19 protein-coding genes and 4 pseudogenes are annotated in these 23,057 nt (G+C 72.5%); 12 read left to right on the forward strand and 11 right to left on the reverse strand.

Going from position 1 to position 23,057, the window contains the following annotated elements; translation table 11 throughout:
• Positions 1 to 294 precede the first annotated feature (294 nt).
• Positions 295 to 690, reverse strand: coding sequence for a (2Fe-2S) ferredoxin domain-containing protein (locus ABZ923_RS36080; RefSeq protein WP_361480840.1), 396 nt, complete (start codon positions 688 to 690; stop codon positions 295 to 297).
• Positions 687 to 2,660, reverse strand: coding sequence for a heavy metal translocating P-type ATPase (locus ABZ923_RS36085; RefSeq protein WP_361480843.1), 1,974 nt, complete (start codon positions 2,658 to 2,660; stop codon positions 687 to 689). The genes ABZ923_RS36080 and ABZ923_RS36085 overlap by 4 nt, the downstream gene beginning before the upstream one ends.
• Before the next feature lie 138 nt (positions 2,661 to 2,798).
• Here ABZ923_RS36085 and ABZ923_RS36090 point away from each other — a divergent pair, with 138 nt between their 5' ends.
• A complete protein-coding gene (locus ABZ923_RS36090) occupies positions 2,799 to 3,155 on the forward strand; it encodes a metalloregulator ArsR/SmtB family transcription factor (protein WP_361480846.1) in 357 nt (118 codons plus the stop codon).
• A gap of 10 nt (positions 3,156 to 3,165) precedes the next feature.
• Here ABZ923_RS36090 and ABZ923_RS36095 read toward each other — a convergent pair whose 3' ends face one another.
• On the reverse strand, positions 3,166 to 4,461 hold the full coding sequence (locus ABZ923_RS36095; RefSeq protein ID WP_361480849.1) for a phosphatase PAP2 family protein: 1,296 nt from the start codon (positions 4,459 to 4,461) through the stop codon (positions 3,166 to 3,168).
• A 223-nt stretch (positions 4,462 to 4,684) separates the two neighbouring features.
• Here ABZ923_RS36095 and ABZ923_RS36100 point away from each other — a divergent pair.
• Together ABZ923_RS36100 and ABZ923_RS36105 are read left to right on the forward strand one after the other, a co-directional pair.
• Positions 4,685 to 6,025: pseudogene (locus ABZ923_RS36100) on the forward strand (N,N-dimethylformamidase beta subunit family domain-containing protein); the annotation flags it as partial.
• Positions 6,026 to 6,403: 378 nt separating this feature from the next.
• The gene (locus ABZ923_RS36105) at positions 6,404 to 6,895 is read left to right on the forward strand and encodes a GNAT family N-acetyltransferase (RefSeq protein ID WP_361480886.1); all 492 of its coding nucleotides are present in this window, start codon (positions 6,404 to 6,406) and stop codon (positions 6,893 to 6,895) included.
• Positions 6,896 to 7,067: 172 nt separating this feature from the next.
• Here the strand turns inward: ABZ923_RS36105 and ABZ923_RS36110 are convergent, their stop codons facing one another.
• Positions 7,068 to 7,676 carry a hypothetical protein gene (locus ABZ923_RS36110; RefSeq protein ID WP_361480852.1) on the reverse strand — a complete coding sequence of 203 codons (609 nt, stop codon included), beginning with the start codon at positions 7,674 to 7,676 and terminating at the stop codon, positions 7,068 to 7,070.
• Between the two features lie 119 nt (positions 7,677 to 7,795).
• Positions 7,796 to 8,728, reverse strand: a complete 933-nt coding sequence (locus ABZ923_RS36115) for a LysR family transcriptional regulator (RefSeq protein ID WP_361480855.1) — start codon at positions 8,726 to 8,728, stop codon at positions 7,796 to 7,798.
• 114 nt (positions 8,729 to 8,842) lie between these two features.
• Here ABZ923_RS36115 and ABZ923_RS36120 point away from each other — a divergent pair, with 114 nt between their 5' ends.
• Positions 8,843 to 9,841, forward strand: coding sequence for an alpha/beta hydrolase family protein (locus ABZ923_RS36120; protein WP_361480889.1), 999 nt, complete (start codon positions 8,843 to 8,845; stop codon positions 9,839 to 9,841).
• A 46-nt stretch (positions 9,842 to 9,887) separates the two neighbouring features.
• Here the strand turns inward: ABZ923_RS36120 and ABZ923_RS36125 are convergent, their stop codons facing one another.
• Positions 9,888 to 11,117 (reverse strand): cytochrome P450, encoded by a 1,230-nt coding sequence (locus ABZ923_RS36125; RefSeq protein ID WP_361480858.1) that lies wholly within the window; start codon positions 11,115 to 11,117, stop codon positions 9,888 to 9,890.
• A gap of 151 nt (positions 11,118 to 11,268) precedes the next feature.
• Here ABZ923_RS36125 and ABZ923_RS36130 point away from each other — a divergent pair, with 151 nt between their 5' ends.
• Complete coding sequence (locus ABZ923_RS36130; protein ID WP_361480861.1) at positions 11,269 to 11,823, forward strand: GNAT family N-acetyltransferase; 555 nt, start codon at positions 11,269 to 11,271, stop codon at positions 11,821 to 11,823.
• A 73-nt stretch (positions 11,824 to 11,896) separates the two neighbouring features.
• On the opposite strand, the gene ABZ923_RS36135 is transcribed toward ABZ923_RS36130, so the two are convergent.
• Positions 11,897 to 12,262, reverse strand: a complete 366-nt coding sequence (locus tag ABZ923_RS36135) for a hypothetical protein (RefSeq protein WP_361480864.1) — start codon at positions 12,260 to 12,262, stop codon at positions 11,897 to 11,899.
• 219 nt (positions 12,263 to 12,481) lie between these two features.
• Between ABZ923_RS36135 and ABZ923_RS36140 the strand changes: the two genes are divergently transcribed.
• The gene (locus ABZ923_RS36140; RefSeq protein WP_361480866.1) at positions 12,482 to 13,465 is read left to right on the forward strand and encodes a helix-turn-helix domain-containing protein; all 984 of its coding nucleotides are present in this window, start codon (positions 12,482 to 12,484) and stop codon (positions 13,463 to 13,465) included.
• A gap of 15 nt (positions 13,466 to 13,480) precedes the next feature.
• On the opposite strand, the pseudogene ABZ923_RS36145 reads toward ABZ923_RS36140, so the two are convergent.
• Positions 13,481 to 14,209: pseudogene (locus ABZ923_RS36145) on the reverse strand (family 1 glycosylhydrolase); the annotation flags it as partial.
• A gap of 3 nt (positions 14,210 to 14,212) precedes the next feature.
• On the opposite strand from ABZ923_RS36145, the pseudogene ABZ923_RS36150 reads away from it, so the two are divergent.
• The 6 genes and pseudogenes from ABZ923_RS36150 to ABZ923_RS36175 form a co-directional block, all read left to right on the forward strand.
• A pseudogene (locus ABZ923_RS36150) lies at positions 14,213 to 14,560 on the forward strand (alpha-xylosidase); the annotation flags it as partial.
• Positions 14,561 to 14,933: 373 nt separating this feature from the next.
• A complete protein-coding gene (locus ABZ923_RS36155) occupies positions 14,934 to 16,499 on the forward strand; it encodes a sodium:solute symporter (protein ID WP_361480892.1) in 1,566 nt (521 codons plus the stop codon).
• An 86-nt stretch (positions 16,500 to 16,585) separates the two neighbouring features.
• On the forward strand, positions 16,586 to 17,755 hold the full coding sequence (locus ABZ923_RS36160; RefSeq protein WP_361480869.1) for an anhydro-N-acetylmuramic acid kinase: 1,170 nt from the start codon (positions 16,586 to 16,588) through the stop codon (positions 17,753 to 17,755).
• A 257-nt stretch (positions 17,756 to 18,012) separates the two neighbouring features.
• Complete coding sequence (locus tag ABZ923_RS36165; protein WP_361480872.1) at positions 18,013 to 18,990, forward strand: glycoside hydrolase family 11 protein; 978 nt, start codon at positions 18,013 to 18,015, stop codon at positions 18,988 to 18,990.
• Positions 18,991 to 19,167: 177 nt separating this feature from the next.
• A complete protein-coding gene (locus ABZ923_RS36170; protein ID WP_361480875.1) occupies positions 19,168 to 20,184 on the forward strand; it encodes a zinc-dependent alcohol dehydrogenase family protein in 1,017 nt (338 codons plus the stop codon).
• Between the two features lie 175 nt (positions 20,185 to 20,359).
• Positions 20,360 to 21,073, forward strand: coding sequence for an SDR family NAD(P)-dependent oxidoreductase (locus ABZ923_RS36175; protein WP_361480877.1), 714 nt, complete (start codon positions 20,360 to 20,362; stop codon positions 21,071 to 21,073).
• A gap of 15 nt (positions 21,074 to 21,088) precedes the next feature.
• Here ABZ923_RS36175 and ABZ923_RS36180 read toward each other — a convergent pair whose 3' ends face one another.
• The 3 genes and pseudogenes from ABZ923_RS36180 to ABZ923_RS36190 all read right to left on the reverse strand — a co-directional run.
• Entirely contained in the window at positions 21,089 to 22,312 is a 1,224-nt protein-coding gene (locus ABZ923_RS36180) for a beta-ketoacyl-[acyl-carrier-protein] synthase family protein (protein WP_361480880.1), read from the reverse strand.
• Positions 22,309 to 22,617 carry an acyl carrier protein gene (locus ABZ923_RS36185; protein WP_361480883.1) on the reverse strand — a complete coding sequence of 103 codons (309 nt, stop codon included), beginning with the start codon at positions 22,615 to 22,617 and terminating at the stop codon, positions 22,309 to 22,311. The genes ABZ923_RS36180 and ABZ923_RS36185 overlap by 4 nt, the downstream gene beginning before the upstream one ends.
• A gap of 112 nt (positions 22,618 to 22,729) precedes the next feature.
• A pseudogene (locus ABZ923_RS36190) lies at positions 22,730 to 23,057 on the reverse strand (hypothetical protein); the annotation flags it as partial.

Genomic DNA, 23,057 nt, shown 5'->3' on the forward strand with positions numbered 1-23,057 from the left:
GAGCCAGCGCATGACGTTGTAGCGGACCGGGAGGGCGGCGAGGGCGGCGGTGTCCCAGTCCGTCCGCCCGGAGGGCGGGCCCTGCGGCAGGAGGGACTTTGCGGACACGGCCTAGGGACCGGCTCTTTCCGGCCGGGTCCGGGGCTGTCGGCCGGCGGCCTGCTCCATGGCGCGCGCTGCGACCGACCGACTCCTCCGCCGCCCTGCCCCGCCGGCGCAGCGGGCCTCCGCGTGCACCGCACGGTTCTCGCGGCCCCACCACTCCTCGCGGCGCCCCCGTGGCCGTGAGAGGGGTCAGTCCTCCAGGCTCCGCCGTACGCGCCGGGACGGCGCGAACCGGTACAGGTCGAGGATCTCCGGCGGAGCGGCCAGGCCCGGCCCGCCGGCACGTACCCACGCGGCGATGTCGTCGGTGGCGTCCGGGTCGTTGACCAGTCCGAGCCAGACGGGGTGGCCGCCCGCGGCCCTGCCGGCCGAGGACGGCTGAACGACGATGACGTTGGCCTGCTCGCAGGCGTCGAGGCAGTTCACCGCGCGGATCCGGGCGACCGGCCCCAGCTCGGCCTTCAGCGTGGCGAGCTGGGCGCGGTGGTCGACGCCGGGAACCTTGTCGGTGCCGCAGCAGCAGCCCCGGCAGACGGTCACCGTGCAGGGGGAAGGCCGAGCCGTGGGCTCGTTCCGCCGGCTCACTCGGCGGCCCGCTGCCAGGCCGCTTCGCGCAGCAGCCGCAGCCCGTTGAGGCCGACGAGGACGGTGGAACCCTCATGGCCCGCGACACCGAGCGGCAGCGGCAGGTTTCCGGCCAGGTCCCACACCACCAGGCCCGCGATGAAGACGCCGGCGACGACCAGGTTCTGCACGACCAGTCCGCGGGCCCGCCGGGACAGGGAGATCACGGCGGGAACGGTGGCGAGTTCGTCGCGCACGATCACCGCGTCGGCGGTCTCCAGGGCGAGGTCGGAGCCTGCGCGGCCCATGGCGACGCCGGTGTGGGCGGCAGCGAGTGCCGGGGCGTCGTTGACACCGTCGCCGACCACCATCATCTTCCGGCCGGCGTTCTCCGCGTCCCGGACGGCGCCGACCTTGTGCTGTGGCAGCAGCCCGGCGCGTACGTCCTCGATGCCGGCCTCGGCGGCGAGGCGTGCGGCGGCGCGCGGGTTGTCGCCGGTCAGCAGCAGGGGCGCGGTCCCGGTGAGGGACGTCAGCGCGGCGACGGTGGCGGTGGCGTCGGGGCGCAGCCGGTCGGCGATGCCGAGCACACCCACGGGCGTACCGTCGAGGCTGACCAGTACGGCGGTTCTGCCGCCGTTCTCCAGCTCGGTCGCGAGGGCCGCTGCCCGGGCGGATGCGTCGTCCGTCGCGCCGTTCAGCAACCGGGCCGGTGCCCCGACGGCGACGACGCGCCCGCCCAGGGTGACGCTCACGCCGACGCCCGGTGTCGAGTCGAAGTCCTCCGCCACCGGGAGCGCGAGTCCCCGCTCGCGCGCCGCGTCCACGATGGCGCGTGCCAGGGGATGCTCGCTCGGGTGCTCCGCCGCCGCCGCGAGGAGGAGAAGCTCCTGCGGGTCGCGTCCGGGCAGCGGGCTGAGGTCGGTGACCCGCGGTGTGCCCTCGGTCAGCGTGCCCGTCTTGTCGAGCGCCACCGTGTCGACCTGGCCGAGCCGTTCCATGACCACGGCCGACTTGACGAGCACACCGTGCCGTCCGGCGTTCGCGATGGCCGACAGCAGCGGCGGCATCGTCGCCAGCACGACCGCGCACGGCGAGGCCACGATCATGAAGGTCATCGCTCGCAGCAGCGCGTCGGTGAGCCGCGCGCCGAAACCCAGCGGGACCAGGAACACGGCCAGCGTCGCGGCCACCATGCCCAGCGAGTAGCGCTGTTCGACCTTCTCGATGAACAGCTGGGTCGGTGCCTTGGTCTCGGACGCCTCCTGCACCATGCGGACGATCCGGGCGATCACGGTGTCGGACGCGTCCCGTTCGACGCGGACGCGCAGCGCGCCGGTGCCGTTGAGGGTGCCCGCGAAGACCTCGTCGTCCTTCTCCTTGGCGACGGGCAGGGCTTCACCGGTGATGGTCGCCTGGTCGACCTCGCTCGTGCCGTCCAGCACCCGGCCGTCGGCGCCGACGCGCTCGCCGGGACGTACGAGGATCGTGTCGCCGACGGCCAGCTCCTCGACGGCGACCGTGTGCTCTCCGCCGTCGGCGTCGACGCGGGTCGCCGTGGCCGGGGCGAGATCCAGCAGCCCGCGCACGGAGTCGGCCGTGCGTGCCGTGGCCAGGGCCTCCAGCGCACCGGAGGTGGCGAAGATGACGATGAGCAGCGCCCCGTCCATGACCTGCCCGATCGCCGCGGCACCGAGCGCGGCGACGACCATCAGCAGATCGACGTCGAGGGACTTCTCCCGCAGCGCCTTCAGCCCTTCCCAGCCGGGCTCCCAGCCGCCGGTCGCGTACGACAGCGCGTACAGCGGGCCCCACGTCCACGCCGGAGCGCCGGTCAGCTGCAACGGGAGTGCGAGCAGGAACAGGACGGTGGCCGTGACCGCCCAGCGCACCTCGGGCAGGGCGAGAACACGGGTGCGGCGCCGGGCCGCACCGCCGTCGAGCGCCGGTGCGGCCCTGTCGGTCGACGGCTGGGTGAGGGTGGAGGTCATCGGAGCGCGGGTCCTTCACGGACGGAGGCATGACGAAACAGCGGTCGGCCGGATAGCCGGCGCCACTCCTCCCACCGTACAGGACCACATGAAGAGTCATTCATTCGTTCATGGAAGGCGCTCCGTAGGATGAGGGCCATGGGCCACGGAACCGATGCCAAGACCACCGCCACCGCGCGCGAGCGCCTGGAATCCGTGGGCGCCGCCGATGTGGCCGCCACACTCCAGGCCCTGGCCACCCCCTCCCGCCTGCGCATCCTGGCCCGCCTCCGGGAGGGCCCGTGCGCGGCGACCGAACTCGCGGAGGCCGTCGGCATGGAGCAGTCCGCCTGCTCCCACCAGCTGCGCCTGCTGCGCAACCTCGGCCTGGTCACCGGCGAGCGCCGGGGCCGCTCGGTCATCTACGCGCTGTACGACAACCACGTGGCCGAACTGCTGGAGCAGGCCCTGCACCACGTCGAGCACCTGCGTCTCGGCCTGCGCGACAGTGCGTGACGCGGCACGCTCAGACGGGTTCGGGTGCGGGTTCGGGCTGTGGTGCCGGCGCGGCCGCCGGTTCCCATAGTTTGGTGATCCGTACGTACCCGTAGATCACCGAGGTCATCGCCAGAAGGAGAAGCGGCCCGAAGATCTCCGGGTGCCGTGCCAACTCCATCGGCAGATAGCGGTACGACACCAGCATCACGGCGAAGACCGTGGTGCCATAGGCCACCAACTGGATTCCCGATCGGTCCCAGCCACGGTCGAACGAGCGCAGCGCCGTTTCTATGGTGAGCGCGAACACCACGCCGGCGACGAGATCCGCGCCGTAGTGGTAGCCGAATCCCAGCGTGGCACCGAGCGTGGCCAGCAGCCAGAACGTCCCTGCGTACCGCAGCAGCTGCGGGCCCTTGCGGGTATGGATGAAGATCGCCGTGGCCCACGCCGTGTGCAGGCTGGGCATGCAGTTGCGGGGGGTGATTCCGTCGTAGACCATCGGGTGCGGGACGGTGATCGACGGCAGCGTGTCCGGCCACAGGTTGGCCGTCGCCCACTCCACACCGCCGGTGCCGGAGGCGCCCGGACCGTAGGCGAAGACCGGTCCGACCACCGGGAAGAGCATGTAGATGCCCGGTCCGAGGAGGCCGATCACCAGGAAGGTGCGCACCAGGTGGTGGCGCGGGAAGCGGCGCTCGACCGCCACGTTGCGCAGCTGGTACAGCGCGACGACGACCGCGGCCACCGCGAGCTGCGCGTAGACCAGGTGGAGAAGATGGGGGCCGATCGGGTCGGTGGCCCTCAGGATCCGGCCCGCCAGCCACGACGGGCTGCCCAGGGCGTGATCGGCGGTCGCCACGTACTGGTCGAGCACCATCGGGCGGGCCTTGGACGTGATGAACAGCCAGGTGTCGCCCGTCTTGCGGCCGGCCACCAGCAGCAGGCCCAGGCCGACGCCCTTCAGCAGCAGGACGCGTTCCTGTCCTGTGCGGCGGGTGACGGCGACGACCGCGTACCCCACCATCACCCACAGGGCGCCGTTGCCGAAGGAACGGCCGTCGGTCATCTCGGCGCCGACCGCCAGCCGTACCAGCACGAAGCCGACGTCGATCCCGATCGCGGTCGCGGCCGCGATGAACCGTTGCCGCCAGGTGAGCACCACCATCATCAGCGCCAGACCGCCGTACAGCGGCCCCGGTTTGGGGGCGAATATCAGCTCCCCCACCTGGGTGGTGACCGGCCCCGGTTGGCCGTAACGGCGTGCGACGATCTCCAGCACGATCAGGAATCCGAGAGCCACCACACCTGCCGCGACCCACATCATCGCTCGCTGTTGACGCCATACGGCCAACGCAGTTCTGTCGTTTTTCAGCAGGAACACCCGTGACGCCCTGAATTCAATCGTTTGGCTGTTTTGTTGGGATCGGTTTCGATGGATAAAAAGCGTTCTACGAAAGTTCGAACATGCTATCGGAGCGATCTGCCGTGGCTTACGCGGGTCGGCATACCCGTTCGCGTTGCGGTGCCACCTCGGTGCGGGAGGCGTCATGAGCGTGGGTTCTGGTTCTGCCCCGCGAGGAGGGCCGGAGCACGTAGGGCGGCTGGGGCGCAGGCGCTTCGTCGGGGCGTGCGCCGGGCTCGGACTCGCCTCGGTGACGGCCGCCGCGTGCGACGGGGCCGCTCCCCCGCGCGGGACCCACCCGGCAGACGCCTCCCGGCGACCAGAAGCGGAACGGGACCGGCCGGGGACACCCGGTTGGCGTATCACGTCCCGCGGTCCCGCTCCGGCCGTCGCCGGCTACGCGGACCGGGTGAGCGTGGCGCCGGGTGAGGAGTGCGGACTGCACGTCTCCACGACCGCGGCGTCCTTCCGGGTCTCGGCCTTCCGCGTCGGCTGGTACGGCGGGGCCCAGGCCCGGCTCGTGTGGTCGTCGGAGCGCACCCGGGGCCGCGTCCAGCCGGAGCCCCGCTTCCTGCCGGGCACCCGCACGGTGCGCGCGGACTGGCCGCGCACGCTCACGTTCGGCACGGCCGGCTGGCCGGAGGGCGCGTATCTGCTGCGGCTGGAGGCGGACAGCGGCCACCAGCGCTACATCCCGCTGATCGTGCGCTCCACGCAGGGCACCGACCGTACGGTCCTGATCCACGCGCCGGCCACCTGGCAGGCGTACAACCGGTGGGGCGGCTACAGCCTCTACGCCGGCGCCTCCGGCGCGTACGCCACCCGCTCCCTGGCCGTCAGCTTCGACCGGCCCTACGACGCCGACGGCGCGGAGAAGTTCATGGTGTACGAACGGGCGGCGGTGGTGCTGGCGGAACGGCTCGCCATACCCCTCGCCTACACCACCGGGACCGATGTGCACCGCGACCCCGGGGTGCTGCGCGGCGCGGCCGCGGTCGTCTGTCTGGGGCACGACGAGTACTGGACCAAGGAACAGCGCCGGCACGTCACCGAGGCCCGCGACGCCGGCACCAACGTGCTGTTCCTCGGCGCCAACACCTGTTTCCGCCGGGTCCGTCTGGAGCAGGGCGAGACGCGGCCGGACCGCACGGTGGTCTGCTACAAGTCCTCCGTCCGGGCCGACCCCTGCTACACCACCCGGCCCGCCCTGGTGACCACCGACTTCCGCCGGGCTCCCGCGCCGGATCCCGAGTCGTCGCTCACGGGAGTGCTGTACGAGGGGTATCCGACGGATGCCCCCTACGTCGTCCACGCGGCGGACCACTGGCTGTACGAAGGGACGGGCGTACGGCCCGGCGACGGTTTCGACCACCTGGTCGGCGTCGAGTACGACCGGGTCACGCCTTCGGCGCCCGTCCCGGAGCCGCTGGAGATAACGGCCCACTCCCCCCTGGTGTGCGCCGGCCGCCGCAGTCACAGCGACTCGGCCTACTACACGGTCGGGAGCGGCGCGGGCGTGTTCGCCACCGGCACGATGCGGTGGAGGCCCTCATGGCCGGCACCCCCGACGGTGGCCGGGACCACGGGATGGACGCCCGCACCCGCTCCTTCGTCACCCGCACGACGGAAAACGCCCTGCGGGCCTTCGCCGAGGGCCCCGCCGCCCGTCACCGCCCGTCAGCGCGCCCGAACGTCGGCGAGGTGTACCGAACCGGGGCGTGAGGTGCCGTCCGGGAAGGTCGCGGGGACGCACGGATCGTCGGGGGATGGCGAGGACCGGGTCTGCCGTCTCCGGTCGCCGTCACCACCGGGGCCGGGTGCATGGCCTCCTGGCCGGAAGGGCTCGGCGGGTAGCCTGGAGATCATGGGGGACTGGGTGATCCGGCCTGCTTCGGTGGCGGACGTCGACGCGGTGGCCGAGTTGCGGGCCGTGGTGTTGCGGGCGGACCTGGAGCGGCTCGGGCGGTACGACGAACAGCGGGTACGGCAGCGGCTCCGGGACGGGTTCGCTCCGTCGCACACCTGGGTGATCGAGGTGGGCGGTGCGTTCGCCGGCTGTGTGGCGCTCCGGCCGGCCGAGGACGCCCACTGGCTGGAGCACTTCTATCTGGCTCCGCACCTGCAGGGCGGCGGCGTGGGCGGGGCCGTGCTGCGGGGGCTGCTGGAGCAGTGCGACCGCGATGGCGTCGCGGTCCGGCTCAACGTGCTCCAGGGCAGTCCGGCCCGGCGGCTCTACGAGCGGCACGGATTCACGCTCGAAGCCGAGGATGCCGTGGACGTGTTCATGGTGCGTGAGCCGGGCGCGGTTCACCCAGGAGCGGCGCCAGGGCACGGGCGGGTTCGCGGGGGCGGATGAGCATCGTTCCGGGCTCCGCCCACGCCGAAGGCGGCCCGGCGCCGGTACGTCGGGCCGCCATGGACACGCATCTCACTGGCCGAAGCCGGTGGTCCTGGGCGTCAGCATCGACTACTACGTCCGTCTGGAGCGCGGGCGCCTCGTCGGAGCCTCGGACAGCTGACGTCGCCCGTCAGCTCGCGGTGAGTTGGAAGTAGGCCGTCTCCCGGTAGCCGGCGTCGGGTACGGCCACCTCGACGGTGACGGGAATTCCGGCCCGGGTCGGCTTGAAGCGGACGGGGACGGTTCGCTTCTCCCCCTCGGCGAGCGGCGGCATGAGCAGGGAGGCGGTCCTCTCCCGGTTCAGCACGGTCAGGTCGTAGTCGCTGACGTAGTCGTCGCTTGCCTTGCCGGGGCGGACGACGAGGGGTGCGGGGCCGTACTCCAGGACGCTGTCTTCGGGTAGCTCACCACCGGGGAGCAGTTCGTCGTCGGTGCCGTTCTCGTAGGTCACGGAGAAGGCGTAGGCGCCGCCGGACTCGGCGTGCGGCGGACTGACCGTGACCGTGAGGCCGTCTTCGTACCGGGCCGTCGAGCCGGGGCTGAGCGGCTCGTAGGCGGTGCCCGATGGACCGTCCTGTTCCATCTGACCGTACCCGTCCATCCCCTTCTGCAGGTCGTCCAGCGCCCATGCGCCGTAGCCCAGCAGGGCGACGATGACGATCGCCGCGAAGGCACAGCCGCTGAGCCAGCGGGCTTCGTTCCCGGTTGTGGTGCCGGCGGGGGTCGGGTCCGTGTTCATGCAGGCCAAAGTAGGCGTCGGCCGGGCTCGTGATCATGCGTCGACGTACTCAACTCCGGTCTGAGTAGGTGCGCTTTCTCCCTGCGCTGCGCGAGGGTGCCTCCCACCGGTGCTGAACCTCAGGCGAAGGGCTTCGCCGGCGGTTCGGACAGCCAGTCGCGAGCCGGGTCGTACTCCAGCCAGCGGAGCCGGCCCGCTCGCGCGGCGCAGGCGGCGGTGAGGCGGTTCAGTCCCGGGTGCCCGGTGCCGGTGCGCCACAGCAGCGACCACGCGTACAGCGGTGTGGGGTCGACCAGCGGGACGGAACGCAGCCCGGGAACGTCCGGCAGGGGCACGTCGGCGGGCAGCAGCGAGAAGCGCCGCGGGTCCTCGGCCACCTCGGCGAGGAAGTGGGTGAGGCCCAGATTGACGCTCGTGGCCGTGTCCCGGATGCCGAACCGGTCGGCGAACCGGTGGAGGAAGTCGAGCCGTTCGAGGGCTCCGGGTGCCCACAGCACGCTGCCGCGCAACTGCTCCGGCCGCAGGGCCGGTTCGGCCGCGAGCGGATGGTCCGCGCTCAGGACGGCGTCCACCGGTTCGAGGCGGACGAGGCGGTGCGTCAGCCCCGGGTGCAGCGGGGGGTGGACCCGGCCGAACGCGGCGTCGATGTCGCCGTTCAGCAGCGCCGCCATCACCGACGGCAGGTCGCGGCCGTGCCCCAGCGCCAACTCCCCTGCTTCGTCCGCGACTTCGGCCAGGCTTCGCATCGGCGCGTAGAGGTGTCCCCAGACGTCGACGCGCAGCGGACGGTCCGTCCCGACCGCCGCCGCGACCGCCGCGTCGGCGGCGGCCAGGGTCTGCCTGGCCGGCCGGAGGAAACGCCGCCCGGCCTCGGTGAGGCGCACACCGGTGCCGTCCCGGTGGAACAGCGCGGTGCCGAGCAGGGACTCCAGGCGCGCGATCCTCTTCGACAGCGCCTGCTGGGTGAGGGCGAGGGTTCCGGCCGCCCGCCCGAAGTGCAGTTCATCGGCGGCGCACACGAAGGCCCGTACCTGCGCCAGATCGAGATCCATGATCCCTCAGCCTAGGTGACAACCGACGGTTGTCGGCCGCGCGCGTTCGTTGTTGGATCACGGGGAGGCCGCCGGGGTTGCATGCTCGGCATGCGAAGACTGATCACCGAAACGGTGGACCCCGCCGATTTCGCCGCCGCCCAGTGGACCCGCGCCACCGGGGCGGGCGTCGACCCCCACGAATACCGTCGCGTCACCGAGGGCCTCGCCTCCGTCGCCGACTGGGGACCGGCGTTCGTACGCACCGCACGCGCCCACCTGGAGCGCGCGGAGCAGGCGCGGTCCGCCGTCTCGGCGGGCGGACACCTGCTGACGGCGGCCCGCTGGTTCCACCTGGCCACGCTCGCGCCCGACGGGGAGGCCGGGCGGGCGGCCGCCGAGGCGGACCACGCCCTGGGCCGCGGTCTGGCGTTGCTGGAGTCCGCTGCGCGGCGCGTGCGCGGGGAGGGGTTCACCGGCTGGCTGCGCGGCCCCGCCGACGCGCCGGGCACGGTGGTCGTCGCCCCCGGCCTGGACTCGGCCAAGGAGGAGTTCCTCGACCTGGCGTCCGCGCTGCTGGCCAGGGGTCTGGCGGTGTTCGCGATGGACGGCCCCGGGCAGGGCGTGCTGGCCGCCACGACGACGCTCCGGCCGGACTACGAGCGGGTCGTAGGCCGGGTCGTCGACGCGCTCGGGGTCGCCCGGATCGGTCTCGCCGGCCTCAGTCTGGGCGGCTACTTCGCGGCCCGTGCGGCGGCCTTGGAGCCGCGCGTGGCCGCGGTGGCGACGGTCAGCGGTCCCTTCCGCCTCGACTGGGATCAACTGCCGCCGCCCGTGCGGGACATCATGGCCCGCCGTACCGGAGGGACCGGTGCCGCCCGCGAGTTCGCCCGCCAGGTGGACCTCGCCGCCCTGGCACCGCGGATCGCGGCGCCGCTGCTGGTCGTGGACGGAGGCCGGGACGTCATCCCCGGTGTGACCAACGGTGAGCCACTGGCCCGCACGGCGCCCCGCGGCACGTACCTCCTCGTCCCGCACGGCGATCACCTCCTCGGCAACGCCCGGCCCGACTGGCTGCCCCACCTCGCCGACCACCTCACGCACACGCTGACGGGGGCCGGCGCGCCGCGGTAGCGGTCCGAGTCCCGGGAGGCCGGCGGGCTGCCCTGCGGTCCGGTGGTCAGTCCGCCCGGCCGCCCGGGGTGAACGTGACGGGCAGGCGCGCCGGGCCGCGCAGACCGCCGGGCCGCCAGGCCAGGTCGCTCGGCGGTACGGCCAGGGCCAGGTCCGGGAGGCGGCGCAGTGCCGTTCCCACGGCGAGCTGGCCCTCCAGCCGGGCGAGCGGTGCGCCGAGGCAGTAGTGGATGCCGTGCCCGAAGGCGAGGTGGCCGTTGTCGCGCCGGGTGACGTCCAGCCGGTCGGGGTCGGGGAACCGGTCCGGATCACGGTCGGCGATCGCGGACGCGACGAGCACGGTCGCGCCGCGCGGGACGGTCACGCCCGCGATGTCGACGTCCTCGCGGGCGAAGCGGGCGATGCCGGGGCTGACCGGGCCGTCGTAGCGGAGGAACTCCTCGATCGCGTCGGGGAGCAGTTCCGGGTGGTCCCGTAGCAGGGTCAGCTGGTCGGGGTGGGTGAGCAGCGCGGCGATGCCGCCGCCGATCAGGTTGACCGTCGTGACGTACCCGGCCACCAGCAGCAGGAAGGCCATGGCGATCAGCTCGTCGTCGCTCAGCCGCTGCTCCTCGTCATGGGCGCTGATCAGCGCGCTGAGCAGGTCGTCTCCCGGCCGGGCACGCTTGGCTTCGAGGTGCGCCGTCAGATAGGCGCGCATCCGCTGCCACGCCTCGTCGACGACGGCCGGGTCGGGCATCTTCTCGCCTCTTGTGAGCAGGGCGTCGGTCCACCGCTGGAAGTCGTGCCGGTCGGCCACGGGGACGCCGAGCAGCTCGCCGATGACGGTGACCGGCAGGGGCAGGGCGAAGTCCGCCACGAGTTCGGCCCGGCCGGCCGGCACCACCGCGTCCAGCAGCCGGTCGGTGATCTCCTGGATCCGGGGTCGCAGCTCGGCGACCCGGCGCGCGGTGAACGCCTTCGAGACGAGGCGGCGCAGGCGGGTGTGGTCGGGCGGGTCGGAGCGGAGCATCGTGCTCATGATCGATTCCCGCTCGAACGCGGGCAGCTGTTCGAGCAGGCGGGGGTCCGCGGCGTCCCGGACGTCACTGCTCAGCCTCGGATCGGACAGCGCGGCCAGCCCGTCCTCGTACCGAGTGACCAGCCAGGCGTCCAGGCCCCCGGCGATGACCGCCCGCCGAACCGGACCGTCCTCCCGCAACCGCCGGTAGAGCGGGAACGGATCCGCCACGAAGGCGGGGTCGGCGTAAGGAAGAAGCACCGGCTGCTCACTCATCGCACCTCCCGGACAGACCTCGCATACGGGCCCATACTCAGATTCTCCGACACGCCGGCCGCCCTCGCCCGGCCCACCGCCCGAGCGCCTGGGGCGGGGATCCCGGCCATCCGGGCTGCCCGCGGGGTCTCGGCTGCGGCAGACTTGTGGGATGCGTGATCACTTGGAAGCGTCTTCGGGGCTGTGGTTGCGTCGCTGGTCGGCCGACGACGCGCGGTCGGTGCGGACCGCCTTCACCGATCCGACGATGAGGTGGCAGGCCAACGAGCCGATCACGTCGCCGGACGCCGCTGACCGGTGGCTGGCGGCCCGGGCGGATCAGTGGGCCGCGGGCACCGCCTTCGCGTTCGCGGTCGTCGACGACGCGGACGCCGTGTTGGGCAACGTCGCGGTCGGCGCGGTGGACCGTCGCCACGGGACGGGCTGGGTGTCGTACTGGACGACGCAGCGGGCGCGGGGCCGGGGCGTGGCCTCCCGGGCATGCCGGTCGCTGGCCCGCTGGGCCTTCGACGACGCGGGACTCTTCCGGCTGGAGCTGGGGCATCGGGTCAACAACCCGGCCTCCTGCCGGGTGGCCCGGGCCGCGGGCTTCTCCGCCGAGGGGATCGAGCGCCGGAAACTGGAGTACGACGGCGTGCGCTACGACGTGGAACGCCATGCGCGGCTCGCCACGGACGAGGAGCCTGAGCCGTTCCGGCTGCCCTGACGGGACCGGGGCGGGCCGGGTGCGCATGCGGCCGGAGCCCCCGTAGGGCGCCCCGGCCGGCGTGCGTGTGGGATCAGCAGGCGTCGATGTACCAGACGGGGCCCCAGTCGCCGTGGGCGTCCGAGGAGGGGGCGCCCGGAGTGGTGTAGATCAGCCTCTTGTTCTTGTCGTACATGCGGGCCTTCGTCCCCGCCGACTGGTTGTTATACCAGGAACCGCCGCTGTTCAGGCCGTCGGGGATCTCCTGCAGGTAACAGTCCTTGAACTTGAAGGCCAGGACCTTGAAGTTCGCCTCCTTGTAGCCGCAGAAGTAGTACTTCGGGCAGTCGGACGGAGCCGCCGTCGCCCGGGGCTGAGCAGAGGCGGCGGGGGCGAGCATGCCGGCCAGGCCGAGCATCGCGGCAGCCGCGGCGAGGCCGACCTTGTGTGACGTCCGCACGAAAGATCCTCCCATCTCGTGGACGCACCGCCTGGTGGAGCGGCGGTGCGTTCCGAGCCTGCCCGCCCGCCGCCCCCGGCGTCGTGAGCACCCGGCGCACACTGCTTGGCACGCGGCGCACACACCGATTGACGAAGAAGCGTCTTCCGTCGGCAGCCCGCGACGGCGGACAGTGCTGGGTGACCACGAGCACCACCGGTGACGCCACGGGGAAACGTCATGATGACCGTCCTGGACACCTCCTGCCTGCCGCCCGCCGAGCGCACGACCGCCTGGGCGGAGACCACCGCCCTGGCCCTGGTGACGACCCGCTTCCGGTTCCCCGACCCCGCGAACTTCGGGGCCCACATCCGCGCCATGGCGCTGGGTCCGGTGCAGCTGTCGGCGATCTCGTACGCGCAGCTGGTCTGCTACCGCTCCCCGCGCCTGATCCGCGAGTCGGATCCCGAGCTGTACCAGATCGCCGTCATCACCTCGGGGCGGCAGGGCATCGAGCAGGCGCGGCACCACACCGTCCTCGGCCCCGGTGAGATCGTTCTGTACGACAGCTCCCGGCCCTTCGAAGCGTCGGCGCGCGGCCCGGGCAACTGCGGTTCCCTCGTGCTGCAGTTCCCCCGGCGCCTGATGCCGTTGCCCGACCACGTGGTCGCCCCGCTGTGCGGGACGGCCCTCGGCGCGGCCGACGGTGTCGGGCACGTGTTCCGCCAGACCCTCGCCAGCCTGGCGCAGGCGGAACCCGACCTCACCGCCCCCGACCGGCACAGGCTCGGCACGACCGTCGTCGACCTCGCCGCGGCGGTCGTCGCCCGGCGCGCCGACCGTACGACCGCGCTGCCCCCGGAGACCCGCACCACGACGCTGTACCAGCAGATCACCGCGTTCATCACCCGGCACCTGCACGACACCGGCCTGGGCCCGGCCACGGTCGCGGCGGCGCACAGCATCTCGCCGCGCTACCTGCACCGTGTCTTCCAGGTGCACGGCAGGACCGTGAACGGGTTCATCCGCCGGGAACGGATCGCCCGTTGCCGCCGGGACCTGGCGGACCCCCTGCTGCGGGCCACACCCGTCAGCGCGATCGGGGCCCGCTGGGGCTTCCCGAGGGCCTCCGACTTCACCCGTGCCTTCCGCACCGCGACGGGGATGACACCCACCGAGTACCGGAGCCTGCACCGGCACGGCGACGACGGGACGCGGCCCTAGGGAGCGCGGGTGCCGTCAGCCTCGCTGGGCGGCGATGAGCGCCCGGTACCAGTGGTAGCTGTCCTTGGGGGTGCGCCGTTGCGTGTCGTAGTCCACGCGGACGATGCCGAACCGTTTGCCGTAGCCGAGGGCCCACTCGAAGTTGTCCAGCAGCGACCAGACGTAGTACCCGCGTACGTCGACGCCCGCGTCCAGGGCCGCCCTCAGCGCGGTGAGGTGGTCGCGCAGGTAGGCGACCCGGTCGCTGTCGTGCACCGCGCCGTCCGCGCTCACCTCGTCGTGCTCGGCGGAGCCGTTCTCCGTGATGTGGACGGGCGGCAGCGCGTCGCCGTAGCGCTTCTTCAGTTCCACCAGGAGGTCGGTGAGGCTGTCCGGTAGGACCGGCCAGTCCATCGCGGTGTGCCGCACCCCCTCCAGCCGCACCTCCGCGTACCCGTTGTCCGTCGCCGTGCGCCGCGCCGGGTCGGTCTCCCGGTGCGGGGCGTCGGCGACGACGATCGGCCGGTAGTAGTTGATGCCGAGGAAGTCCAGCGGCTGCCCGATCAGTTCCAGGTCGCCGTCGCGCCGGAAGTCCTGGCCGCTGATCAGCTCGCCCCAGGTCTCCGCCTCGGTCCTCGGGTAGCGGCCCGCGAGGAGCGGCTCGGTCCACACCAGGTTGTGCTGGGTGTCCGCGCGGACGACGGCGGCCCGGTCGGCGGCGGAGTCGGTCGCGGGCAGGTTGCGGTCGAGGTTGAGGGTGATGCCCACGAACGGGTCACCGGCCCGGTCTGGCGCACCGAGCGGCACGCCTACGACAGCCTGCCGCTGTACGTCCGCGAGGGCGCCGTCCTGCCGCTCGCCTCCGACGACAGCCGCCCCGACGGCGACTGGCTGGACACCCCCACCCTGCTGGTCCACCCCACGGGCGCCCCCGACTACACGGCCGAGGCGGCGGTGCCCGACCTGACGGGCGCCCCGGCCGCCGCCTTCACCGTCCGCCGCGAGGGCGCCCGGCTGCGGGTCTCCGCGCGCGGCACCGACCGCCCGTTCACCGTCCGCGTCGCCGGTGGCACCAGCGCGACGGGGACGGGCGAGGTGGTCGCACCGCTCGGCTGAACGGCGAGCGTCGGCCCAGTGTGCGGCACGGCGGCTGCGGGGCCCTACCGGTGCCGGACGGCCCGGGGAGTCGGGTGGAGTGCCGCGGTCGAAGCGCCGGAGCCGCTGGGCGACGCCCACGAACCCGCGGTCGCCCGCAGCCAGTTGCGCGATGCGGCCGACGGTCGCGCCGGAGGGGCAGGGCGTCCCGCGCGCGAAGGCGGTCAGCACGGTCCGTGCTCCGCGCCGGGGCGGAGCGCGGGGACAACCGCACCCGGTCGGCCGTCAGGGATTCACGCGACTTCCGGGGATGGTTATGTGTTGACATCCCGTTCGACGTGACGGATCCCCGGACCCGAAGGCGTGCCGCATGACAGCTGCAGTCGGAGAGAGTGTGCGCCAACTCGACCTCGTGGTGATCGTCGTCTACCTGGTGGCGATCGCCGTGATCGGACTCCGTCTGGCCGGCCGGCAGACGACGTCGAAGGACTACTTCGTCGGCGAGAGCAGCATGCCGTGGTGGACCGTCTCGTTATCCGTGGTCGCCACCGAGACCAGCGTGCTCACCGTCATCAGCGTGCCCGGCGGCGCCTACAGCGGCCAGGGTTTCGGCAACGTCGAACTGGCCCTGGGCTATGTCGTCGGCCGCGTCGTCGTGGCCGCCGTGCTCATCCCGCTGTACAAGCGGGGCGGCTTCGTCAGCGCCTACCAGTACCTGGGCACCCGGTTCGGGCCGCGGCTCCAGGGGCTGGCATCGGTCACCTTCGTCTTCACCCGGCTCCTGGCCGAGGGTGTCCGGCTGTTCGCCTCCGCCATCCCCATCAAGCTGCTGCTCGACGAGTTCGGCGTGCACGCGGACTACCGCGTCATCATCGTCGTGCTCACCCTGATCACCGTCGTGTACACCTACCTCGGCGGCATCAAGGCGGTCATCTGGACCGACGCCATCCAGATGGGGCTCTACCTGGGCGGCGCGGTCCTCGCCATCGCCGTCCTGTCCGCGCACGTCGGCGGTACGGGTCTCAGCCGCGCCCTCGACGCCGGCCAGTTCCGGCTGTTCGACACCGACTTCTCCCTCGCACACATCCTGACCAGCCCGTTCGCCCTGCCCACCGCCATCGTCGGCGGCGCGATCTTCGCCATGGCCAGCCACGGCTCCGACCAGCTCATCGTCCAGCGCGTGCTGGCCACCCGCTCCCTGCGTGACGGCCAGAAGGCGATGGTCGCCTCCGGTGTCTTCGTCACCCTCCAGTTCGCGGCCTTCTCGCTCGTCGGCGCGCTGCTGTGGTCGTACAACGAGGGCAAGAGCTTCCAGGAACTGGGCCTGCACAGCTCCGACAACCTCTACCCGGATTTCATCCTGCACGGGCTGCCCGTGGTGATCTCCGGTCTGCTCGTGGCCGGCATCCTCGGCGCCGCCATGGGCTCGCTGTCCTCGGCGCTGAACTCCATGTCGAACTCGACCGTCGCCGACATCGTCCACAGCATCTTCCGCACCACGCCCTCCGAGGCGTCGCTGCTGCGGCTCGCCCGGGTGATGACCCTGGTGTGGGCGGCGCTGATGGCGGTCTTCGCGTGTGCCTTCAGTACCGGCACCGGCAACGTCTACCTCACGGGTCTGACCATCGCCGGTTACACGTACGGCGCCCTGCTCGGCGCGTTCCTGCTGGGCCGGACCGTGCGGCGCGCCGACGAGGCCGATTCGGTGATGGCGTTCCTGGTGACCGTCGCGGTGATGACGTACGTCGTGCGGGCGGTGAGGATCGACGTCACGACGGCCGGCGCCACCGTCCCGACGGCGATCGCCGCCCAGTGGCTGGTACCGATCGGTGTGGCCGTCACCCTCGCCGTCGGCGGCCTGATGAGCCTGCGGCACCGCGCCCCCGAGCCGGCCGGGGCCCGCGCGAACGATCCCGACCCCGGAGAGGGCCGGGTCACGGCGGCCACCCGCCCGGAGTGACCGCCCGCACCTCGCGTTCCCGACCGACGTCCCGGAGGCAGCATGCCCCAGCCGCAGTCCACTCCGGCCGCCGCGCGGGAGACGCCATGCGGGTGATCGGCCTGATGTCGGGCACCTCCTACGACGCGATCGAAGCGGCCGCCGCGGACCTCACCCTGGACGACGAAACCCTGCTCCTGCGGCCCATCGGGCATCTCTCCGTTCCCTACGCCGACGACCTGCGCGCCCGCGTCGCGGCCTCCCTGCCGCCGGCGGTCACGACCACGCAGGCGGTCTGCGCCCTGGACAGCGGTATCGGGCAGGCCTTCGCCGGTGCGGCCGTGCGCGCCCTGCGGGAGCTGTGCGCGGGCGCCGCGGACCTGGTCGTCTCGCACGGCCAGACGGTGTACCACTGGGTGGAGGACGGCATCGTCCACGGCACGCTGCAGCTCGGCCAGCCGGCCTGGATCGCCGAGGCCACCGGGCTCCCCGTCGTCTCCGACCTGCGCAGCAGGGACGTCGCGGCCGGCGGCCAGGGCGCCCCGCTCGTCGGCATGACCGACACCCTGCTGCTGCGCGGGCTGCCCGGCACGCCCGCCGCGCTGAACCTCGGCGGCATCGCCAACGTCACCGTCCTCGCGCCCGGCGCCGCGCCGCTGGCCTTCGACACCGGCCCCGCCAACGCCCTGCTCGACGCGGCCGTCCACCACTTCACCGACGGCACCGCAGCTTTCGACGCGGACGGGCGCCGGGCCGCCGCCGGACGGGTACGCCCGGAACTCCTGCGCGTCCTCCTGGACGATCCCTACTACCGCAGGCCCGCCCCGAAGACCACGGGCAAGGAACACTTCCACCTCCCCTACCTGGAGCGGGCGCTCGACGCCGTGCCCACGCCCGCCCCTGACGACGTGCTGGCCACGCTGACCCGGCTGACCGCCGTGACCGTGGCCGATGCCTGCCGGGCCCACGGGGTCACCCAGCTCGTCGCCTCCGGGGGCGGCACCCGCAACCCGGTGCTCATGCGCATGATCGCCGAGGAACTGCCCGGCGTACCGGTGCGCCCCAGCGACGACTTGGGCCTGCCCTCGGACGCCAAGGAGGCCCTCGCCTTCGCCCTCCTGGGCTTCCTCACGGTCCACGGCCTGCCCGGCACCCATCCCGGCGCCACCGGCGCCTCCAGGGCCACCCTGCTCGGCAGCATCACCCCCGGCCTGACGCCCCTGCGTCTGCCCGAACCGGCGGCACGGCCGCCGCGCCGACTGCGCATCGTCCCCTGACCGCAGCAAGTCGCTCCCGATTCCGAAACATTCGGGGTGGCGGTTCGGCGTATTCACCTCCCCTCGCCGTCTTCGTGCCATGACCTGCTACTCGGCACTGCCACTCATACCCTTTGAACAGGGGAAACATGGCACGTTCCGGCAACCCTGGTGCACCTAATGTTTCGGAATCATCATCGAAAACATTGACAGTGCATCAGGGCCGCCCAACACTGTCGCCGTTGAGGGGGGTCAGAGCGCGAGGACGAGGAGGAAGCATGAAGGACGCACTCTTACGCCGTTTGCGGCTGCTCGTCAGCAGTGCCTGCACCATGCTGCTGGTCGGCGTGGCCGTGCTGACGCTGCCCGGCACCGCCCGGGCCGACACGGTCGTCACGAGCAACCAGACCGGGACGAACAACGGTTACTACTACTCGTTCTGGACGGACGCCCCGGGAACGGTCTCGATGAACCTGGGCTCCGGCGGCAACTACAGCACCTCCTGGAGCAACACCGGCAACTTCGTCGCCGGCAAGGGCTGGAGCAACGGCGGACGCAGGGCGGTGACCTACTCGGGCACCTTCAACCCGTCCGGCAACGCCTACCTGGCGTTGTACGGGTGGACGTCGAACCCGCTGGTGGAGTACTACATCGTCGACAACTGGGGCACCTACCGGCCGACCGGGACGTACAAGGGCACGGTCACCAGTGACGGCGGCACGTACGACATCTACCAGACGACCCGGTACAACGCCCCCTCCGTGGAGGGCACGAAGACCTTCAACCAGTACTGGAGCGTCCGGCAGACCAAGCGGACCGGCGGCACCATCACCACCGGCAACCACTTCGACGCCTGGGCCCGCGCCGGCATGCCCCTCGGCAGCTTCAGCTACTACATGATCCTCGCCACCGAGGGATACCAGAGCAGCGGCAGCTCCAACATCACGGTGAACGGCGCCGGCTCGGGCGGCGGCGGTGGCGGCACCGGCAGCGGTTGCACCGCGACACTGTCCGCCGGCCAGCAGTGGGGCGACCGGTACAACCTCAACGTCGCCGTCTCCGGTTCCAGCAACTGGACGGTCACGATGAACGTGCCGTCCCCGGCGAAGGTCCTCTCCACCTGGAACGTCGGCTCCAGCTATCCCAGCAGTCAGGTACTGGTCGCCAAGCCCAACGGCAACGGCGACAACTGGGGCGTCACCATCCAGCCCAACGGCAACTGGACCTGGCCGACGGTCTCCTGCAGCACGGGCTGAGGCTCGGGTCAGGGGCAGGGATCCCTCCCCGGGATGTTTCCCTCCCGGGGAGGGATCCGGCCCCGGACGGACCCCTCCGCTTTTCGCGTCGGCCTTCCGGTGTGAGGCTCGACCGTGAGCAGCCGTCTGCGACCCAGGGCTGCGGCACGAGACCCTCGTACCGAAGGAAGACCCACCATGCGCGGAGCAGTCATCCACGCGCCCGGCGACGTGCGCTTCGAGAACCTGGACGACCCGAAGATCAGCCGGCCGACCGATGCGATCATCCGCACGGTGGCCACGTGCGTGTGCGGCTCGGACCTGTGGCCGTACCGCGGTGCGGAGCCCATCGGTGATCCCCACCCGATGGGTCACGAGTACGTCGGCATCGTCGAGGAGGTGGGCAGCGAGGTCACCCACGTCAAGCCGGGGCAGTTCGTGGTCGGCTCCTTCGCCACCTCGGACAACACCTGCGCGAACTGCCGTAACGGCTGGCAGTCCAGCTGTCTGAACCGCGAGTTCATGAGCACCTGCCAGGCCGACTACGTCCGCATCCCCAACGCCCACGGCACCCTGGTCGCCACGGACGAACACCCGACCGGCGACTTCGTGCCCAGCCTGCTCGCCGTCTCCGACGTGATGGGCACCGGCTGGTACGCCGCCCTCGCCGCCGAGGTGAAGCCCGGCTCCACGGCCGTCGTGGTCGGCGACGGAGCGGTCGGCCTGTGCGGTGTCATCGCCGCCAGGGAACTGGGCGCCGAGCGGATCATCGCCATGAGCCGGCACGAGTCCCGGCAGAGGCTCGCCCGCGAGTTCGGCGCCACCGACATCGTCGGCGAGCGGGGCGACGAAGGCATCGCCCGCGTCAAGGACCTCACGGACGGCATCGGCGCCGACTCGGTGCTGGAGTGCGTCGGCACCCCCGAGGCCATGCGGCAGGCCCTGCACTCGGCGCGGCCCGGCGGAAGCGTCGGCTTCGTCGGCGTTCCGCACGAGGTGGCCGTGGACGGTCAGGAGCTGTTCTTCGCCCAGGTCGGTCTGCGCGGGGGCCCCGCGCCGGTCCGCCGCTACCTGCCCGACCTGATCGACCGCGTCCTGTCCGGCCGGATCAACCCGGGCAAGGTCTTCGACCTGACCCTGCCCCTGGACCAGGTCGCCGAGGGCTACAGGGCGATGGACGAGCGCCGCGCCATCAAGGCCCTGCTCGAGCCCTGACCGTCGACGCCTTTCCTGTTGAGATGGCCGGCGGGATCGCCGAGGGGCGGCGTGACCGCGCCGGGGCCGCGGCCGGCCAGCCCGTCAACCGCCCCCGTGCCACGCGGCGGAACGCGACGCTGGTGGGGCAGGTGCAGCACGACAGGCGGCAGACCACGGGAGACGGCGGACGGACATGGCACTGATCCTGGTGACCGGGGCATCCAGCGGGCTCGGGCGCGACACGGCGCATGCGTTGGCCGGCGACGGGCACGACGTGGTCGTCCACGTCCGCAACCCGTCCCGTCTCACGGGCGCGGACGACACCGCCCGGTGGAAGGGGGTCGTCACGGGTGACCTCGCCGACGTCGATCAGATCCGTGACGTCGTCCGGCAGGCCGGCGCGTTCGGCCGCTTCGACGCCGTGATCCACAATGCCGGCGTCCTGCACTCCCCCGACGTGAGCACGGTCAACACCGTCGCACCCTTTCTGCTGACGGCCCTGATGGACAAGCCGGCCCGGCTCGTCCACCTCAGCAGCTCGATGCACCGGACCGGCTCCACGGACCTGCGACGGCTGACCGACGGCACCGCCTCGTACGACGACACCAAGCTGTGGGTCACCGCCCTCGCGCTCGCCTGCGCGTCCCGCTGGGAGGGGACCGCCAGCCACGCGGTCGACCCCGGCTGGGTGCCCACCCGTATGGGCGGAGCCGGCGCCCCCGACGACCTGGTCGCCGGGCACCAGACCCAGGTGTGGCTCGCCACCGGCCACGACGTGACCCCGGCGACCGGCGGCTACTGGTACCACCGGCGGACCCAGGCCCCGCATCCGGCGGCGCAGGACGAAGCGTTCCAGGCCCGGCTCGTCCGGGAACTGGAACGCCTCACCGGCGTACCGCTGGGCTGACGGTCGGCCGACCGGTCAGGGGGCGTGGAAGACGAGGACGGCGTTCTGCCCGCCGAAGCCGAACGAGGTGCTCAGGACCGTGTCGATCCGGCAGGCGCGGGGGACCTTGGTGACGATGTCGAGGTCGATGCCGGATTCGGGCGTGCCGAGATTGGCCGTCGGGTGGATGGTCTGGTGGTGCAGGGACAGCACGCACACGGCGGCCTCGACGGCGCCCGCGGCCCCCAGGGAGTGCCCCAGGACGCTCTTGGTGGCGGTGACCGGCGGCGGCCGGCGGAACACCCGGTGCAGGACCGCGGCCTCCACGCGGTCGTTCAGCGGTGTCGACGTGGCGTGTGCGTTGACGTGGTCGATGTCGCCGGGCGTCAGGCCGGCTTCCGCCAGCGCTGCGCGCACCGCGCGTTCGGCGCCCTCCCCCTCGGGATGCGGGCTGGTCGGATGATGCGCGTCGCTGGTGGCGGCGAACCCCGAAAGGACGGCTTTCCCCCGGGCGCCGCGGGCGCGTGCGTGTTCCGCCCGCTCCAGGACGAGCACACCGGCGCCCTCGCCCAGCACGAAGCCGTCCCGTTCCGCGTCGAACGGGCGCGAGGCACCCACCGGGTCGTGGCACCGGGTGGACAGCGCGCCCAGCCGCCAGAACCCCATGCTGGACAGCGGCCCGCAGCCGCTCTCCGCCCCACCCACCAGCGCGATGTCGCACAGGCCCGCGTCCAGCAGCTGCCGGCCGACGCCGATGGCGGTCGCTCCGGACGCACAGGCGGTGCTGACCCCGAAACCGGGCCCTTTCGCGCCGAGGTCGGCGGCGATCTCACCGGCGGCCATGTTGGGCAGGGCCCGCGGGACCGTGGTCGGTGAGATCTTCTGGTACGCGCCGGACGTCAGGCAGCGCAGGACGTGCACGTCGGTGTCGTGGCTGCCGCTGCCCACGCCGATGACCACGGCGACCCGGTCGGCGTCCCACTCCCCCGGTTCCAGACCGGCGTCCCGGACGGCCTCCCGCGCGGCCACGAGGGCGAGGTGGAGGAAACGGTCGGTGCGCCAGCGCAGCCCCCGCCCGAGCGCGGCGGCGAGTTCCTCGTCCCGGACCCGGCAGCTGAAGTCCACGGGCAGGTCCGCGAGCCCGGGGTCGGTGGACGCCGTAGGCGCCCCCGCGCACAGCCGCCGCCAGGTCGCGTCGGCGCCGACTCCTCCCGGTGTGACCAGACCGATGCCCGTGACGACGGTCCGGGACCTCTTCACGCGTTCACGTCCGCCGGTACGGCGGCCAGGGTGTGCAGAACGGCGCGGGTGGACTCGTCGGCGAACCGTTCCACGTAGTCGGCCACCGCGCCGAGGGTGACCTCGGGACCCGTCGGCATGCTCTCGTCGGTGAGGGGGACGTCGATGCCGGTCTCCTCCTCGACCACGACGAGAAGTTCCGCCAGGGCGATCGAGTCGAGTCCGAGGTGTTGCAGATTGCTGTCGGCACTCAATTGCGCCGGGTCCATTTCGAAATGGCGGACGATGAGACGGACAAGCGTGTCGACGATCAGCTGGTCGGCCAAGAATTCACCCCGGGAAGGAAAGTTCGATTCGGCGGACAGCCAGCAAAGCGCACCCGGGACGGGCGCGCCGGGGAAGCACCGGCGCGTGTCGGCGAACAATGACCGGAGTGGTCTACGGCGCGCAGCTCCGCGCGGCGCGCCTGTCCGTGCGGGGTGAAGCGGGGACGCCGGGGAGGCGGGGCAACCCCCGCCATACGGCCACCGCACCGCCGACGGCGACCGCGGCCGCCACCCACGCGCTGCGGGTGAGACCCGCGACGAAGGCGTCCGTCGCGGCGGCCAGCAGCTGGTGTCTCACGGCGGGCGTGGCCTGCCGGCCCGGGCGCGCGGGCGCGACGACGCCGTCCCCGGGGGGGGGGGGCGGACCCTGCAGCCCCGCGCGGGGGGGGGCGGCGGCGCGGCTGTGCCGGGGGTGGGTGGGCAGGTCGGAGCCCTGGGCG

The sequence above is a fragment of the Streptomyces sp. NPDC046881 genome (assembly GCF_040645015.1).
GTDB lineage: Bacteria > Actinomycetota > Actinomycetes > Streptomycetales > Streptomycetaceae > Streptomyces.

Excerpts from the sequence above, each read along its gene's own strand:
- ABZ923_RS36160 (WP_361480869.1), top strand. The coding sequence starts at position 16,586 with ATGCGGGTGATCGGCCTGATGTCGGGCACCTCCTACGACGCGATCGAA.
- ABZ923_RS36105 (WP_361480886.1), top strand. The coding sequence starts at position 6,404 with ATGGGGGACTGGGTGATCCGGCCTGCTTCGGTGGCGGACGTCGACGCG.
- ABZ923_RS36125 (WP_361480858.1), bottom strand. The coding sequence starts at position 11,117 with ATGAGTGAGCAGCCGGTGCTTCTTCCTTACGCCGACCCCGCCTTCGTG.
- ABZ923_RS36095 (WP_361480849.1), bottom strand. The coding sequence starts at position 4,461 with ATGATGTGGGTCGCGGCAGGTGTGGTGGCTCTCGGATTCCTGATCGTG.
- ABZ923_RS36110 (WP_361480852.1), bottom strand. The coding sequence starts at position 7,676 with ATGAACACGGACCCGACCCCCGCCGGCACCACAACCGGGAACGAAGCC.
- ABZ923_RS36115 (WP_361480855.1), bottom strand. The coding sequence starts at position 8,728 with ATGGATCTCGATCTGGCGCAGGTACGGGCCTTCGTGTGCGCCGCCGAT.
- ABZ923_RS36140 (WP_361480866.1), top strand. The coding sequence starts at position 12,482 with ATGATGACCGTCCTGGACACCTCCTGCCTGCCGCCCGCCGAGCGCACG.
- ABZ923_RS36170 (WP_361480875.1), top strand. The coding sequence starts at position 19,168 with ATGCGCGGAGCAGTCATCCACGCGCCCGGCGACGTGCGCTTCGAGAAC.
- ABZ923_RS36130 (WP_361480861.1), top strand. The coding sequence starts at position 11,269 with ATGCGTGATCACTTGGAAGCGTCTTCGGGGCTGTGGTTGCGTCGCTGG.
- ABZ923_RS36165 (WP_361480872.1), top strand. The coding sequence starts at position 18,013 with ATGAAGGACGCACTCTTACGCCGTTTGCGGCTGCTCGTCAGCAGTGCC.
- ABZ923_RS36175 (WP_361480877.1), top strand. The coding sequence starts at position 20,360 with ATGGCACTGATCCTGGTGACCGGGGCATCCAGCGGGCTCGGGCGCGAC.
- ABZ923_RS36090 (WP_361480846.1), top strand. The coding sequence starts at position 2,799 with ATGGGCCACGGAACCGATGCCAAGACCACCGCCACCGCGCGCGAGCGC.
- ABZ923_RS36085 (WP_361480843.1), bottom strand. The coding sequence starts at position 2,660 with ATGACCTCCACCCTCACCCAGCCGTCGACCGACAGGGCCGCACCGGCG.